This window comes from Arthrobacter sp. BK1 (genome assembly GCF_056680055.1).
On record NZ_CM155263.1, the window covers coordinates 1329260 to 1343768 of the forward strand.

Here is a 14509-nt window from a genome sequence, read left to right on the forward strand (position 1 = left end):
TGGTTGGCTGTGCTTTATGCGGCTGGCGCCACGGCAAGGGCCACCCTGACCGGAACCCCGCTCGCCAGCGACTCCTGCGCGGCATCCGCCACGCGTGAAGCGGCCACGGCGTCCTCCGGCGTGCAGGGGTTCGCCCGCCGGCCGAGGACCAGCTCCACAAAGGCTGCCATTTCCGAGCGGTAGGCCGTATCGAATCGTTCAGCGAAGGTTGTGTGTGACTCGCCCGCGGGGAAGGTGATCCCCTCCTCGGCTGATTTCAGGGCGGACTTTTCGTCCAGGCCGACCATCAGGGAACCCTTGGAGCCCTGGATTTCGAGGCGGACATCATGCCCGGCCCCGTTGTAGCGGCTGGCGGAAACTGTGCCTACCGTGCCGTCGTCGAAAGTCATCACAGCCAGGGCCGTGTCCACATCCCCCACCCCGCCGATGGCGGGATCGCCGTTGTTGGAACCCCTGGCGTAGACCTCCACGATTTCGCGCCCGGTCAGCCAGCGCAGGATGTCGAAATCATGGACCGAGCAGTCGCGGAACAGCCCGCCGGAGGTGGCCAGAAATTCAACCGGCGGCGGCGTCATGTCACAGGTGACGGCCCGCAGCGAGTGGATCCAGCCGAGTTCCCCGGCCTGGTAGGCACGCTTCGCTTCAAGGTACCCGGCGTCAAAACGGCGCTGATGGCCGATCTGGACCACGCCGTCCTTGGCGCGGATGTGTTCCAGGACGGGCAGGGAATCGGCCACATTCATGGCCACGGGCTTCTCGCAGAAAACGGGAATCCCTGCGTCCACTCCCGCCCGGATCAGTTCCGGATGGGTGCCTGTTCCGGTTGCGATGACCAGCCCCTGGATGCCGGAGGCGATCAAGGCATCCACCGACGGCAGGAATTCTGCGCCGAGGCCCGCTGCTACCGTGCGGGCGTGGTCTTCGGCGACGTCGGTCAGCCGCAGTTTGACGCTGATGCCCTGGCCCGCGACTTCCGCGTTGAGCGCTGCGATGTTGTTGGCGTGCATCACGCCGATCCGGCCCACGCCAACCAAGCCGAGAATGACGTCCTTCATACTGCTGCCTCCGTTGTAAAAGTCCTGTTGTGCCCGGCTGCCTCACCGGTGGTGGCTGGCGCGGAAAGGTCCTGTGGTGAGAAGGCACGCCGGAACGATTCCAGCGCCGCCAGGTCGTCGCCGCTGGACCAGGCCTCCATGCCTACGGTTCCCTCATAGCCGGCGGCCGCGAGCGCCCGGGCCACGGCCGCGTAGTTGATTTCGCCGGTGCCGGGCTCGCAGCGGCCGGGAACGTCCGCCACCTGGATCTCGCCAACGTGCGGCAGGGCCGTGCGTACGAGCTCGATCAGGTTCCCCTCCCCCAGCTGTGCGTGGTACAGGTCCAGCATGAGTTTCACGTTGGGGTGAGCCACCGCTTCCACAAGGGCCAGCGTGTCCTTAGCACGGGCCAGCGGAATGCCCGGATGGTCCAGCACCGTGTTGAGGTTTTCGAGGCAGAACGTCAGGCCGTGCTTCTCACCGAGCGCGCCAAGGCGTTCCAGGGTACGTGCGCCGGTGATCCACATTTTGCCCGTGGAGCGGTAGGCGGGACGCGCCGCCTTCCCGTCGATGAGCTCCGCGGAGTGGACCACCATCCGGCTGACGCCAAGTTCCAACGCTGTGGGAATCAAGGTTTCGGCGGTCTTCACCACGTCATCAGCTGTGTCCGGGTCCACCAGGCTGCCCGAGGTGTAGCCGGTCATCGAGGAGAAGACGGCGCCGGTGGCCTTGAGCGCGGCGATGTCCTTGTTCCTCGAGTCCCACAGTTCGACGTCGAATCCGGCTTGGTGGATACGCCGCACCCGCTCGGTGAACGGCAGCCCCATAAACACCATTTCGGCGCACACGGCCAGCCGCATCAGACTGCCGCCTTCTGGGCAACAGCAACCGGTCCGCCTCGCTGGACAGACTCGATGCACGCGAATGCCATGGCCAGGGCACGCCGGGCATCGGCGGGCCCCGGGGTAAGGGTGTAAGCGCCCGACGGCGGCTGGTCGCCATCGCGGCGCGCACGGACCGCCGAAGTGAAGTCCACGAGTTCGTCCGTGTAGGCATCGCGGAAGAGCTCAACGTTGAGCCGTGGCGTGTCTGCGGACAGGCCTTCGGCGGTGTACCTCACGGCAGCTGTCTCGGTGGGGCGTCCCGCCTGGACCATACCCTTGGAGCCGAACACCTCTCCCCTGACGTCGTAGCCGTAAAGTGCGCTGAAGTTCGCTTCGGCCACCGCCAGGGCTCCGTTGCTGTAGCGGATGGTGACCACGGCCGTGTCCAGGAATCCCTGGTCGCGGAGGCCTGGTTCCACCAGGGCGTCCGCGGCGGCGTAGACCTCCACAGGCTCCGCGCCCTCGTTGAACCAGTTCAGCGTGTCAAAGTCGTGGATCAGTGTTTCCAGGAAGATGGTCCAGGCCGGGATCCTGGCTGCGTGGCCGATGCTCCCGGTGCCCGGGTCCCTGGTCAGCGAGCGCAGGAGTTGCGGCGTCCCGACGACACCGTTGGCCAGGTCGTTCTTGGCAGCCTGGAAGTCAGCGGCGTAGCGGCGGTTGAACCCGATCTGGAAGTGGATTCCCGCCGCTTCCACAGCGTGGAGGGCGGCGTCGAGTTCTTCGAGGGTCTGCGCAGCAGGCTTCTCGCAAAAGACGTGCTTTCCCGCCGCGGCGGCCTGGGCGATCAGGGAAGCGTGGAACCGGGCAGGGCTGGCGATGATGACAGCGTCGATGTCCGGATCGGCCAGGATGTCTGCGGCGTCGGCGGTGACCTTCGCTGCGCCAAGGCCGGCTGCCACAGAGGCTGCGGAGTCCAGGTTTGGATCGGCAACGGCGGCCAGCACAGCGCCGGGAACCCGTCGGGCGATGCTCTCACCATGGAACGCCCCCATCCACCCGGACCCGATGAGGCCCAGCCGCACCGGGGCGGGAAGTCCGGCGGAACGGTGTTCGATATAGGCCATTGGCCCGTCCTTTCGATAGTCAATGCAACAATTGCTCAGGCGGAAGCGCTGTGTTCGCCCGGGAATTCAATGCCAAGCTGGCGGCGGATTTCATCGGCTGTTTCCATGGTCCGGATGGAAGCAGCGAGGGGCCGCTGCGTGGTTTCCGTTTGACCGGCGGCGATGGTGCGGGCCACCGCCGCTGCTTCATAGTGCAGGCCTTCGAAGTGGCCGCCGGCTGGTTCGTCGTGGCGGAGCCGGCTCCCGTCGGGAAACCTGACCTCAAAACCGCCGGGCATGTTGAAGGGGCCGTCGATGGTCAATGTGGCCTCGGAGCCCACCATGGTTGCTGCGGTGGGTGTGAAATTGTGGAGCTGGGTGTTCATCACGGCCTGGCTCCCGCCGGGGAATTCCATGATGGCGGAGAGCTGGGCGTTTACCCCGGATTCGTGTGGCTGGCCCGCGGCGTGCAGCCGTTCGGGCGAGCCCAGGACTTCGGTGATGAGTGCCAGCGGGTAGGTGCCCAGGTCCAGCAGCGGACCGCCGGCCAGTGCCGGATCAAAGATGCGGTGGCTCCGGTCGAAGAACTCGCCGTATTCTGCCAGGACGGTGGTCACAGTCCCCAGCGTTCCGGCGTCGAGCACTTGCTTGATCACGTCGAATTTTGGCAGGAAGAAGCTCCACATTGCCTCGGCGGCGAAGACGCCGGCAGCTGTGGCCCGCGCGGCGATATCCCGCGCCTGCACCGCGTTGAGCCCGATGGGCTTCTCGATGAGGACGTGTTTGCCGGCGTCGATGGCGAGCAGGGCAGCGCTGTGGTGGACGTTGTGTGGCGTGCAGACGTAAACGATGTCGATATCGGGAGATTCGGCCAGCTCCTCGTAGCTGCCGTAGGCGGCCGGCAGACCGAAGGTATCGGCAAAGGCCTTGGAACGGGCCAGGGAACGGGAGCCGACGGCGGCGATCACCTGATCTGTGTGGGCCTGCACCGATTCCGTGAAGCGCTCGGCAATCCACCCCGGGCCCATGATCCCCCACCGCAGGGAAGGTGCGTCCCGTGAGTCCGGTACCCGTGATGCCGGCAGGGTGCTGAGGGGCATCAGTAGGTCACTTTCGTGAAGGCTCCATCACTGTGGAGCGAACGGATCATGGCTTGGGCAACCTGCGATGCCCGCAGGCCGTCCTCCCCGGTGGCGAGCGGTGCCGGTTCACCGCGGCGGAGCGAGGAAATCCAGGCCTGGAGCTGCAGCCGGTAGGCGTCGGCGAAGCGCGGGCGCCAGTCAGCGGGGACCTCGGAACGCCGGTGCCCCTCTTGGTTGATGGCCAAGGCGGCGGGCTCCGGCAGTGCGGCGGTGCCGCATTCCGACACGACCTCGCATGCGGTGGTGTAGCCGTACCGGGCGTTGAGGAAGAGTTCCAGGGTGGCGAGCGTGCCGTCTGCTGCGCGCAGCAGCATGAAGGAAGGGTCCCGCAGATCTCCGGTGCTGTGCCGGGAACTGCGTCCCGCCTGCCAGGAGACCTCGGTGACAGGTGAGCCCAGCAGCCAGGGGATGATGTCGAACTCGTGGATGGCCGAATTGGTGATGGCGGATTCGGAGCTTGCGCCCGGTCCCGAGTCTGCCGTCCGGCTGATGCAGTGCACCTGCAGCGGCTCGCCCTGGCTGCGCGTCCGGGTGTTTTCTTTCAAGGCGACGTAGCCGGGATCGAACCGCCTCATGAAGCCCATGGAGAGCAGCCTGGCCCCGGTTGCGGCAAGGATATCTGCCTCAGCTTCCACCACTTCGCGGCTTTCCAGGAGCGTCGGGGCCAACGGCTTTTCACACAGCACCGGGGTCATCGCTTCAAAGCACTCCAGCACCAGGCCGGCGTGGGTGTCATCATGCGAGGCAATGACGACGGCGTCAACGTCGCTCGAGTCGATGAGCTCGGTTGGGTTGGTGGTGATGCGAGCCGACGGCGGCGCTGCTGCCGCCGCCCGGCCGGCGTCGAGGTCTGCCACGAAGGTGACCTCAGCCCCGCTGATGGTGGTGGAGAGGTTCCTGATGTGGTCTGCGCCCATGACACCGGCGCCGATAACGCCAACCCGGATCGGCATGTTGTGTTCCGTTCTGCTTCTATAACTGCTTCGTGCGGTGGCATCTGCGCCACGGCGTGGCGGGAGGGGGCCCGGTCCTGCTTTCAGGCGGACCCCCTCCCGGCTGCCTAGGCGTGCCGTGGACTGCTTTCCCGTGAGGCTTCGGCGACGTCAGCAACGTCAGCGACTTCCGCTTTAACTTCCTTGACGATGTCGCCGTGGCCACCGAGCTGTTCGAGCTCGTGGGCGAGCTCCGCCAGCTCGGCGCCGCCGGCCATCTGTGCGGTGAGCTCGTCCAGGGTGATGTCCTTCTTGTCGTAGTAGCCGATCGACTTGCCGCGTTTGAGCAGCAGGAACCTGTCACCGACGGGGAAGGCGTGGTGCGGGTTGTGGGTGATGAAGATGACCCCCAGCCCACGGTCACGGGCCTGCAGGATGTAACGGAGAACGACGCCTGACTGCTTCACGCCCAGTGCCGCCGTCGGTTCGTCCAGGATCAGGACCTTGGCGCCGAAGTACACGGCGCGGGCGATGGCGACACACTGGCGCTCACCGCCGGAGAGCTGGCCGATGGGCTGTTCCACGTCACGTAGGTCGATGCCCATCTCGGCGAGTTCCTTGAGCGTGATGTCCTTCATTTTTTCAACGTCCATGCTCTTGAACGGGCCGAAGCCGGACGTCAGTTCGGAGCCAAGGAAGAAGTTCCGCCAGATCGGCATCAGTGGCACCACTGCGAGGTCCTGGTACACCGTGGCAATGCCGGCGTCGAGGGCGTCACGTGGTGAGCTGAACTTCCGTTCCTCTCCCATGATGTTCAGTACCCCGGCGTCGTGCTGGTGCAGGCCGGCAATGATCTTGATCAGCGTTGACTTACCCGCACCGTTGTCGCCCAGGACGCAGGTGACCCGGCCGTTGTCCACGGCCATGGTCACATCGGACAGGGCGATGATATTGCCGTAGTGCTTACCCACCCCTTCGAGGGAAAGCAGGTGGACGGGCGTGTGGGTGAGCGGATCCCGTTCATTCTTGAGCAGTGTTTGCTGGTCGATCTGCTTTGCATTCATTTCTCCGGCCCCTTACTTCAGTTCCGCGCGGCGCTTGACGATGAGGTTGACGATGGTGGCCAGCAGAAGCATCAGGCCCAGGAAGAATTTGAACCAGTCCGGGTTCCACTGGGCGTAGACGATGCCCTTGTTGGCCATGCCGAAGATGAAGGCGCCGATCGCGCCGCCTATCGCGGATCCGTAGCCGCCGGTCAAGAGGCAGCCGCCGATCACCGCGGCGATGATGTAGAGGAATTCGTTGCCCACACCTTCACCGGACTGCACGGTGTCGAAGGCGAAGAGGTTGTGCATGCCCAGGATCCAGCCGCAGAAGCCCACTCCCATGAACAGGCCGATCTTGGTTGCCTTCACCGGGACACCCACGGCGCGGGCTGCGTTCTCGTCCCCGCCGACGGCGAAGATCCAGTTCCCCACCCGGGTCCGCATCAGCACCCAGGTGGCGACGGCCACCAGCGCGATCCAGATGAACACCGTTATGTTGACGTCAATCCCGCCAATCCTCACTGAAGACGCGAAGACCGCACGGGCGGCAGCGAAGCCGTCCATGTCCGAAATCGAGGGGGAAGACACACCGCCGCCGATCATGCGGGTCAGGCCCAGGTTCAGGCCGGTCAGCATGAGGAAGGTAGCGAGGGTGACGATGAAGCTGGGGAGTTTGGTCTTCATCAGGATCCAGCCGTTAATGAAGCCGATGGCCAGGGAAACCAGCAGGGCCAAGGCCACCCCCACCCAGATGTTCGTGCTGAAGTACCAGCTGAACATCGATGCCGTGAGGGCCGACGAGATCACGGCGACACCGGTGGAGAGGTCAAACTCGCCGCCGATCATGAGCAGCGATACCCCGACGGCCATGATGCCAATGGTGGAGCTGCCGTACAGCACTGTGGCGAAGGACGCCGGCTGGAGGAAGGTCTGGGAAACCACCGCGAAGAAGATGAACAGAACGATCGCGCCGACGAGCGCGCCGACTTCCGGGCGGCCGAGGAGCTTCTGGAGGGGGTTGCGCTTACCGATTCGTTCATCGGCAACGGGGAGGGGGGACTTGGATAATGTCTGGGTCATGGGGTTCTCCTGCTAGGGCGGGTTCCGGAGCCCGAGGACTCCGGAACCCGGCTCAGAGCATCCTTAGCGGATGCCTTCCTTGGCGAATTTGAGGACGTCAGGAGCTGCTGCCTGATCGATGATCGACGGTCCTGTCAGGACCGGAAGTCCGCCACCCACGTGGTAGCCGCCGCGCTTGACCTGCCACAGGGCGTCGATAGCGCCGTAGCCCTGAAGCCATGGCTGCTGGTCAACGGTGAAGGCCACCTTGCCGTCGATGATGGCCTGGGCAAGGTCACCGTTCATGTCGAAGGAAGCAACCTTGACTTTGTCCTGCAGCCCCAGGGCTTCCACCGCTTTGTTGATGGTGAGGGTGAACGGTGCGCCGAGGCCGATGATCGCGTCTGCGTCCGGGGTGGCCTGTAGCTTTGCGGTCACGGTGGAGGAAACCTGGGTCATGTCAGTTCCCTGGACGAACAGGTTTTCGGTGGCAGGGATCTTCGTTTTGACGCCTGCGCAGCGGGAATCAAGTGCCACGTTTCCCTGTTCCATAATCACGCAGATCGGGCGTTTGGCTCCGAGAGCGGCAAGCTTCTCGCCAACAGCGGCGCCGGCCAGGTTTTCGTCGGAACCGAAGTGGGTGAAGGCACCTACGTCCCCCCAGACATCCGCACCGGAGTTGAGGCTGACAACCGGGATTCCGGCGTCGGTGGCCTTCTTCAGGACGTCCTTGAGCGCGTCCGGCTTGGCCAGGGTTACGGCGATGCCGCTCACCTTCTGGTCAATGGCCTGCTGGATCAGCTGGGCCTGCCGGCCACCTTCGGGATCCGAGGTGTAGAGCAGTTCCACGTTGTCCTTGGCGGCCGCCTCTTCGGCACCCTTACGGAGGATGTCCCAGAAGGTGTCGCCCGGGGCTGCATGGGTAATGAGGGCAATCTTGATCCGTTCAGTCGTGGCCACCTGGCCGCCGCCCGCACCGCCGCCGGTCTCCTCGGACTTGCCGCCGGTGCTTGAACATGCGCTGAGGGCCAGCATCGGGACAACTGCTGCTACCAGTGCCGCCTTACGCCAAGAGAGTTTTACCACTGTGAATCTCCTTTGATTTCAGCTCCGGGCTGCTACCTTGCAGCCGCCGGAATATCGCCTACATCGATCATGGTGACTTGAACCACACATGTCAATACTTTGTCCTGACATTAGTATGTAAACACGTAAATCGTGACAAAACATTGAACCCTGCGTGCTGGAGGCGACCGTTCTCGCGCCAGGAATGATGGACGGCAGGGTCACGTCTCCCTTGTGTGGGAACAACGCGGGGTCACTTTCCGCCCAATAACGACCGGTTTTTGGGCGGAAAGTGACCCCGCGTTGCTTTGTGGATACGACAATGGGCAGTTCCGCCGTGTTCGGCGGAACTGCCCATTCGGTTCTCGTAGCCAGGAGATTCAGACGGCGAGTGTTTTGGCGCCTTCCGGTTTCACTCCGGCGATGTTCTTGAAGTAGTGCTCCAGGTCCTCGAGGCTCTTGTCCTTAGTCTCAGGAACGAATCTTGAGGCGAACAGGATGGCGCCCACGCCCAGGACCGCAAAGACGAAGAACGTGTTGGAGAGCCCGATCGCCGCAAGCAGCTGCGGGAACCCGAAACCGACTAGGAAGTTCACGATCCAGAGCACAAAGGCCGAGGCCCCCATGCCGAGGCCGCGCATTTTCAGGGGAAAGATCTCGGAAAGCATCAGCCACGTCACCGGCGAGATGGCACCTTGCTGGAAAGCAAGGAAGGTGACGGTCAGAGCCAAAATTACAAAGCCCCGCCCGGTCCCTTCCGGCAGGACCAGGGAGAAAATTCCGATCAGAAGCAGTGCACTGGTGGTGCCGATCTGGCCCGTGACGAGCATCTTTCGCCGGCCGGCCTTGCCCAGGAGCCAGATGCCCACGAACGTGGCCACAACAGAGATAATGCCGTTGGCGATGTTGGCCGTCAGTGCAGCCTCGCGTCCAAAACCTGATTGGGCGAGAATCTGGGTGCCGTAGTACATGATGGAGTTCACGCCGGTGATCTGTTGAATGACGGCCAAGCCGATGCCCACCACAAAAATCCGCCGAAGCCAGGGAATGCCAAGGTCCTTCCACGAGCCCATCTTGGACTTGTAGTCCTCCACGGCCATCGCTTTGACTTCCTCGAACTCCGTCCGGGCTTCCTCCTGGGAACGGATTCGCCGGAGCACGCTGAGCGTTTCACCGAAGCTCCCCATGGACGCAAGCCAGCGGGGACTCTCCGGCATGAAATTCATGCCGATCCACAGGGCAATGGCCGGCAGCGTGGCGATGACGAGCATCCAGCGCCAGATTCCGCCTGCTTCGCCGAAGGTGTTGCCAAGGTAGGCGTTGAAGATGAACGCCAACAATTGCCCTGTGACGATCATGAGTTCGTTCTGCGTGACGATCCGCCCGCGGCGTGTGCTCGGTGAGACCTCGGCAAGGTAGACGGGAACCGTGACGGACGCCCCGCCCACGGCCAGGCCCAGGACAAACCGGGCCAGGATCATCACTTCGGTGTTCGGAGCGAAGGTGCAGGCCAGCGTTCCCACCAGGAAGATGACGGCAAGGACCATGATCATCTTGCGGCGGCCATTCCGGTCCGCGAGGCGGCCACCGAACAGCGCGCCAAAGGCTGCACCGAAAAGCAGTGAGGACGTCACCAGGCCTTCTGTTAGCGGCGTAAGTCCCAGGTCTTCCTGCATGTACGGCAGCGCACCGTTGATCACGCCGGTGTCATAGCCAAAAAGCAGTCCGCCGAATGTGGAGATGATGGTGACGGTCCGCAGGGCGCGTTTGTGGTTGGCTGGCTGCCTTCGGCTGGTGTCCGCGGAAGCGGACGTCCCCGTCATACGCTGACCTTTCGGACGTATTGCTGCATGGTCTCCAGCTGGTAGCGGGAGACCTCCGCAGCGTTGTCGTCTTCAGCGAAAACGCTGGAGACCATGACGGCGCTCTCGTTGTCCAGGAAGCCGATTTCCTGCAGGCCGCCGAAAAATTCATCCCAGTTGACGTCGCCGTCGCCGATCTTGAGGTGCTGGTGCACCCGGACCGGGTTGCCGGGCGGGTTGGTGATGTAGCGCAACCCGTGCGAGGCATGGTGGTCCATGGTGTCGGCCACGTGGACGAGGCGGAGCTTGTCCCCGGCGGCCCGCATGATCTCCAGCGGCGCGTTCTTCATGTGGAAGCTGTGCGAGGCGACGTAGACCAGGCCGACATTTTTCGAGTTCAGCCCACGGATAACCCGGATGGCGGCAAGTCCTTCCTCAACGAAGTCGTCCGGGTGCGGATCAATCAGGAGATCGATCCCCTCCCGTTCGATGATGGGAAGAAGTTCCTCCATGGAGCGGTAGAAGGCCCGCTCGGACTCCTCGGCCTTCTCCGGCCGGCCGGAGAACTCGGTGTTCATGGTGCTGACGCCCAAGTCCACAGTGATCTGGATGGCACGCTTCCAGTAACGGACCGCGGCCTCGCGGGCATCCTCGTCGGGACCGGACCAGCGGAGCACCGGCAGGACGGAGGCGATTTCGATGGCCGCATCCTTGCATGCCTTGTTCAGCTGCCCCACCAGTTCGTCGTCGGCTTTGGGGTGGTTGTAGAACGGGATCAAGTCGGCATGCGGGGTCATTTGCATGTACTTGTAGCCCAGGTCGGCTACCACCCGCGGGAATTCGAGCAGGCTGTGCGAGTGGTGGAACGGGGTGGGGTCAAGGGCGATTTTCACGAAGGACACTCCATGGTGGTTCAGGGGGTCGTCAGGGCGGTTGCGGGCATGCGCTAGCTGTAGAGGGCGGGCTTGGCGTTGAGCTTCACGGCAACCTTTTCGCCGTTCTTCTGCGCCTCAACGCCGGCCTCGCAGCAAGCAGCTGTAGCGTAGCCGTCCCAGGCGGTTGGACCGCCGATTTCACCGCGAAGGGCGGCGTCCACCCATGACTGGATCTCGACGTCGTACGCGGCACCGAAGCGCTCCTCAAACCCGGGCGTGACGCTGCCGCCCCAGTGTCCGGCACTGCGCGTGTACGGACCCTTGTCCCCGCCGATGCTGACGATGCCCTCTTCAAAGGAGGCCTGGGTGGCCACTTCGTAGCCGAACTTTGCGTTGACATAGATTTCGACGTCGGCCAGGACGCCCGACTCGGTTTCGAGCAGGACGTGCTGGGGGTCGTGCTGCCCGGCGGGTGCGTTTTTTGTGGCTTTGCCGAGCCGGACCTGGACGCTGGTGATTTCCTCGCCGGTGAAGTAGCGGATTGCATCGAATTCATGGACCACGGAGTCGTTGATCAGCATTTCGTTGGTGAACCCCGGCGGCGTGGTGGGGTTGCGGTGCTGGTGGTGCAGCATCAGCAGTTCGCCCAGCTCGTGGTTCCGGATGATCTGGCCAAGCGCTGCGTATTCAGCGTCAAAGCGGCGCATGAAGCCCACCTGGATCCTCTTGTGGCCGAGCTTCTCTTCCGCCTGGACGATCTTCCAGGAGGAGGCGGCGTCCGGGGTCAGCGGCTTCTCGCAGAGGATGGGAATGTCTTTGGCAAGGGCCTTAAGCAGGATGTCCTCGTGAAGGAAGCCCGGGGTGGCGATGAGGACGGCGTTGACGTCCCCGTTGTTCAGTGCCTCCTCGGCGTCGGCCAGGGCGACGGCACCCGGGATGCCGTCGACGGCTGCCTGGGCCCGGGCCAGGTCGACGTCGACGACGGCGGCAACTTCGGCTCCATTGATCCGCTTGGTCAGTCGCTGGATGTGGTCTGCGCCCATGCGTCCGGCGCCGATGACAGCGACGCGGAGGATTTCAGTCATTGTGGTGTCCTTTGGGGTGAGGCTGGAAAGGTAGGGGGGGTCCGTCAGTTGACGGTGGTGCGGGAGCCGCAGGAGAGCAGGTAGTTCCGCGTGCGCTTGGCGATCGGCATGGGGACATCGAAGGCCACCGGGTACATGTCCTGCTCCACGATGCCGAAGATCGGCCGGTTCAGTGCTTCAACTGCTTCGATGACTGCGCGCAGGTCCGGCAGGCCGTTCGGCGGCTCGGTCATGACACCGGCCAGGTTCGCTGCCGCCCAGGTCATGTTTTCCTCGTTGACTTTCTTGAGGATCTCCGGGTTGATCTGCTTCAGGTGCAGGTAGCCGATCCTGTCCGGGTAGTTCTTGATGAGCTCCAGGCTGGAAGCGCCGCAGTACTCAGCGTGGCCGGTGTCCAGGCACAGGTTCAGGAACTGCGGATCCGTTGCCGCGAGCAGCGTCTCGATGTCTTCCTGGGCGCCCACGTGGGAATCTGCGTGGGAGTGGAACTGCTGCTTCAGGCCGAAGTCCTCCAGCAGGGTTTTGCCGAGCCGGTTGTGGCCTGTGAAGAGGTCGCTCCAGGCCTTCTCGGTGAGCTGGCCGCTCTCCACTGCCTCGCCGGTGACGTCATCGCGCCACATGGCCGGGATGACCACCATGTGTTCGCCGCCCATGGCCGCGGTGAGCTCGGCGACCTTGCGGGCCGGTTCCCAGGCGGTTTCCCACTGGTCCAGGCCGCGGTGGAAGGCGGCGAAGACTGTGCCGGCGCTGATCTTCAGATCACGCTGTTTTAGTTCCTCGGCCAGCCGGGTGGGATCGGTGGGCAGGTAGCCGTAGGGGCCAAGTTCGATCCACTTGTAGCCGGATTCTGCGACTTCGTCGAGGAACCGCTCCCACGGGGTCTGCTGGGGGTCATCAGGGAACCAGACGCCCCAGGAATCCGGCGCGGTGCCGATGATCAGCTTGTTCTCAGTCATGACAGCGTTGTCTTTCTCGGGGATTAGTTGGAGGGGAAGTTGTAGGAGGCGCCGGAGGCGTGGTGGGTTTCGGGCCAGCGGGAGGTGATGACTTTGCCGCGGGTGTAGAAGGAGACGCCTTCGGGGCCGTAGATGTGCTTGTCGCCGAAGAGGGAGGCCTTCCAGCCGCCGAAGGAGTGGTAGGCCACCGGGACGGGCAGGGGCACGTTGATGCCGATCATGCCGACGGTGACGGAACGCTGGAATTTCCGGGCTGCGGCGCCGGAGGAGGTGAAGATGGCGGTGCCGTTGCCGTAGGGGTTGGCATTGATCAGCGTGATGCCGTCTTCGAGGGTGTCGACGCGGACAACCACGAGGACGGGTCCGAAGATTTCCTCGGTGTAGGCGGTCATTCCGGTTTTGACGTGGTCGATAACGGTGGGGCCCACCCAGAAGCCTTCCTCGTGGCCGGGGACCACCAGGTCGCGGCCGTCAACCACCATCGCCGCTCCCGCGGCTTCGGCTTCGGTGACGATCCGGACGATGCGTTCCTTGGAGGCCGGGGTGATGACCGGGCCCATTTCGGCGTCGGGTGCGGTGCCGTTGTTGACCTTCACGGCCAAGGCGCGCTCTTCGACCTTCTTGACGATCAGGTCGGCGGCGTCCCCCACGGCGACGGCGACGGAGATGGCCATGCAGCGTTCCCCGGCGGAGCCGAACGCGGCGGCAGCGAGGTGGTCAGCTGCGTTGTCCAGGTCGGCGTCGGGCATCACGATGGCGTGGTTCTTCGCCCCGCCGAGAGCCTGCACGCGCTTGCCGTGCTGGGTGGCGGTCTCGTGGACGTACTGGGCGATCGGGGTGGAGCCGACGAAGGAGATGCCGTCCACGTCCGGGTGGGTCAGCAGGCCCTCGACGGTTTCCTTGTCGCCGTGCAGGACCTGGAAGACACCGTCCGGCAGGCCGGCCTGCTTCCAGAGCCTGGCCAGGAGCATGGAGGCGGAGGGGTCGCGTTCGGAGGGCTTGAGGATGAAGGCGTTGCCGGTGGCGATCGCCATCGGGGCCATCCACAGCGGCACCATCACGGGGAAGTTGAACGGGGTGATGCCGGCGACGACGCCGAGCGGTTCGCGGAAGGAGAAGACGTCGATGCCGGTGGAGACCTGGTCCGAGTAGTCGCCCTTGACGAGGCTGGGGATGCCGCAGGCGTATTCGATGACTTCCAGGCCGCGGCCGATCTCGCCCTTCGCATCGGACAGGACCTTGCCGTGCTCCGCGGTGATCAGGGCCGCGAGGTCGTCCACGTGGGCGGCGACCAGTTCGCGGAACTTAAACAGGACGGCGGTGCGCTTGGCCAGGGAAATATCGCCCCAGGAGTCGGCTGCTTTGCGGGCAGCGGCGACGGTGGCGTCCAGGTCGGCACGGTTTGCCAGCCGCAGCTCGCCGCTGACCTTGCCGGTGGCCGGGTTGTAGACGGGCTGGGTGCGGGTGCCTTCGCCGGCGGTTTCGGCGCCGTTGATGAAGTGGTTGATGGTGGTGGTCTCAGTGGTGGTGGCAGTCATGGGACTCTTCCTTGAGTAGGTGGAACGAAGTGTCAGTTGGCGGGCTTC

13 protein-coding genes are annotated in these 14509 nt (G+C 64.2%); all 13 read right to left on the minus strand.

All coding sequences use genetic code 11. From position 1 onward, the window contains the following. Nucleotides 1-14 precede the first annotated feature (14 nt). Nucleotides 15-1055 (minus strand): Gfo/Idh/MocA family oxidoreductase, encoded by a 1041-nt coding sequence (locus AC1MCA_RS05850; protein ID WP_479801854.1) that lies wholly within the window; start codon nt 1053-1055, stop codon nt 15-17. Beyond that, nucleotides 1052-1894, minus strand: coding sequence for a TIM barrel protein (locus AC1MCA_RS05855; RefSeq protein ID WP_479801856.1), 843 nt, complete (start codon nt 1892-1894; stop codon nt 1052-1054). The genes AC1MCA_RS05850 and AC1MCA_RS05855 overlap by 4 nt, the downstream gene beginning before the upstream one ends. After that, nucleotides 1894-2982, minus strand: a complete 1089-nt coding sequence (locus AC1MCA_RS05860) for a Gfo/Idh/MocA family oxidoreductase (protein ID WP_479801858.1) — start codon at nt 2980-2982, stop codon at nt 1894-1896. Before AC1MCA_RS05860 ends, AC1MCA_RS05855 begins: the two co-directional genes overlap by 1 nt. 35 nt (nt 2983-3017) lie before the next feature. Continuing rightward, entirely contained in the window at nt 3018-4061 is a 1044-nt protein-coding gene (locus AC1MCA_RS05865) for a Gfo/Idh/MocA family protein (RefSeq protein ID WP_479801860.1), read from the minus strand. Then, complete coding sequence (locus AC1MCA_RS05870; RefSeq protein ID WP_479801862.1) at nt 4061-5056, minus strand: Gfo/Idh/MocA family oxidoreductase; 996 nt, start codon at nt 5054-5056, stop codon at nt 4061-4063. Before AC1MCA_RS05870 ends, AC1MCA_RS05865 begins: the two co-directional genes overlap by 1 nt. Nucleotides 5057-5163: 107 nt before the next feature. Further along, nucleotides 5164-6099 carry an ATP-binding cassette domain-containing protein gene (locus AC1MCA_RS05875; RefSeq protein WP_479801864.1) on the minus strand — a complete coding sequence of 312 codons (936 nt, stop codon included), beginning with the start codon at nt 6097-6099 and terminating at the stop codon, nt 5164-5166. 12 nt (nt 6100-6111) lie between these two features. Beyond that, nucleotides 6112-7161, minus strand: coding sequence for an ABC transporter permease (locus tag AC1MCA_RS05880; protein ID WP_108599209.1), 1050 nt, complete (start codon nt 7159-7161; stop codon nt 6112-6114). Between the two features lie 63 nt (nt 7162-7224). Next, on the minus strand, nt 7225-8226 hold the full coding sequence (locus tag AC1MCA_RS05885; RefSeq protein WP_108599208.1) for a substrate-binding domain-containing protein: 1002 nt from the start codon (nt 8224-8226) through the stop codon (nt 7225-7227). A gap of 359 nt (nt 8227-8585) precedes the next feature. After that, nucleotides 8586-10028: a sugar porter family MFS transporter gene (locus AC1MCA_RS05890; RefSeq protein WP_479801866.1), complete on the minus strand. Its 1443-nt coding sequence runs from the start codon at nt 10026-10028 to the stop codon at nt 8586-8588. Continuing rightward, nucleotides 10025-10900: a sugar phosphate isomerase/epimerase family protein gene (locus tag AC1MCA_RS05895; RefSeq protein ID WP_479801868.1), complete on the minus strand. Its 876-nt coding sequence runs from the start codon at nt 10898-10900 to the stop codon at nt 10025-10027. The genes AC1MCA_RS05890 and AC1MCA_RS05895 overlap by 4 nt, the downstream gene beginning before the upstream one ends. Before the next feature lie 53 nt (nt 10901-10953). Then, the gene (locus tag AC1MCA_RS05900) at nt 10954-11967 is read right to left on the minus strand and encodes a Gfo/Idh/MocA family protein (protein WP_479801870.1); all 1014 of its coding nucleotides are present in this window, start codon (nt 11965-11967) and stop codon (nt 10954-10956) included. Nucleotides 11968-12011: 44 nt separating this feature from the next. Then, entirely contained in the window at nt 12012-12923 is a 912-nt protein-coding gene (locus AC1MCA_RS05905) for a sugar phosphate isomerase/epimerase family protein (protein WP_479801872.1), read from the minus strand. Between the two features lie 23 nt (nt 12924-12946). Further along, nucleotides 12947-14461 (minus strand): CoA-acylating methylmalonate-semialdehyde dehydrogenase, encoded by a 1515-nt coding sequence (locus tag AC1MCA_RS05910; protein ID WP_479801874.1) that lies wholly within the window; start codon nt 14459-14461, stop codon nt 12947-12949. Between the last annotated feature and the right edge of the window lie 48 nt (nt 14462-14509).

Bases quoted from the DNA above. Each gene is read 5' to 3' on its own strand.
- AC1MCA_RS05850 (WP_479801854.1), bottom strand. From the start codon at position 1,055: ATGAAGGACGTCATTCTCGGCTTGGTTGGCGTGGGCCGGATCGGCGTG.
- AC1MCA_RS05855 (WP_479801856.1), bottom strand. From the start codon at position 1,894: ATGCGGCTGGCCGTGTGCGCCGAAATGGTGTTTATGGGGCTGCCGTTC.
- AC1MCA_RS05860 (WP_479801858.1), bottom strand. From the start codon at position 2,982: ATGGCCTATATCGAACACCGTTCCGCCGGACTTCCCGCCCCGGTGCGG.
- AC1MCA_RS05865 (WP_479801860.1), bottom strand. From the start codon at position 4,061: ATGCCCCTCAGCACCCTGCCGGCATCACGGGTACCGGACTCACGGGAC.
- AC1MCA_RS05870 (WP_479801862.1), bottom strand. From the start codon at position 5,056: ATGCCGATCCGGGTTGGCGTTATCGGCGCCGGTGTCATGGGCGCAGAC.
- AC1MCA_RS05875 (WP_479801864.1), bottom strand. From the start codon at position 6,099: ATGAATGCAAAGCAGATCGACCAGCAAACACTGCTCAAGAATGAACGG.
- AC1MCA_RS05880 (WP_108599209.1), bottom strand. From the start codon at position 7,161: ATGACCCAGACATTATCCAAGTCCCCCCTCCCCGTTGCCGATGAACGA.
- AC1MCA_RS05890 (WP_479801866.1), bottom strand. From the start codon at position 10,028: ATGACGGGGACGTCCGCTTCCGCGGACACCAGCCGAAGGCAGCCAGCC.
- AC1MCA_RS05900 (WP_479801870.1), bottom strand. From the start codon at position 11,967: ATGACTGAAATCCTCCGCGTCGCTGTCATCGGCGCCGGACGCATGGGC.
- AC1MCA_RS05905 (WP_479801872.1), bottom strand. From the start codon at position 12,923: ATGACTGAGAACAAGCTGATCATCGGCACCGCGCCGGATTCCTGGGGC.
- AC1MCA_RS05910 (WP_479801874.1), bottom strand. From the start codon at position 14,461: ATGACTGCCACCACCACTGAGACCACCACCATCAACCACTTCATCAAC.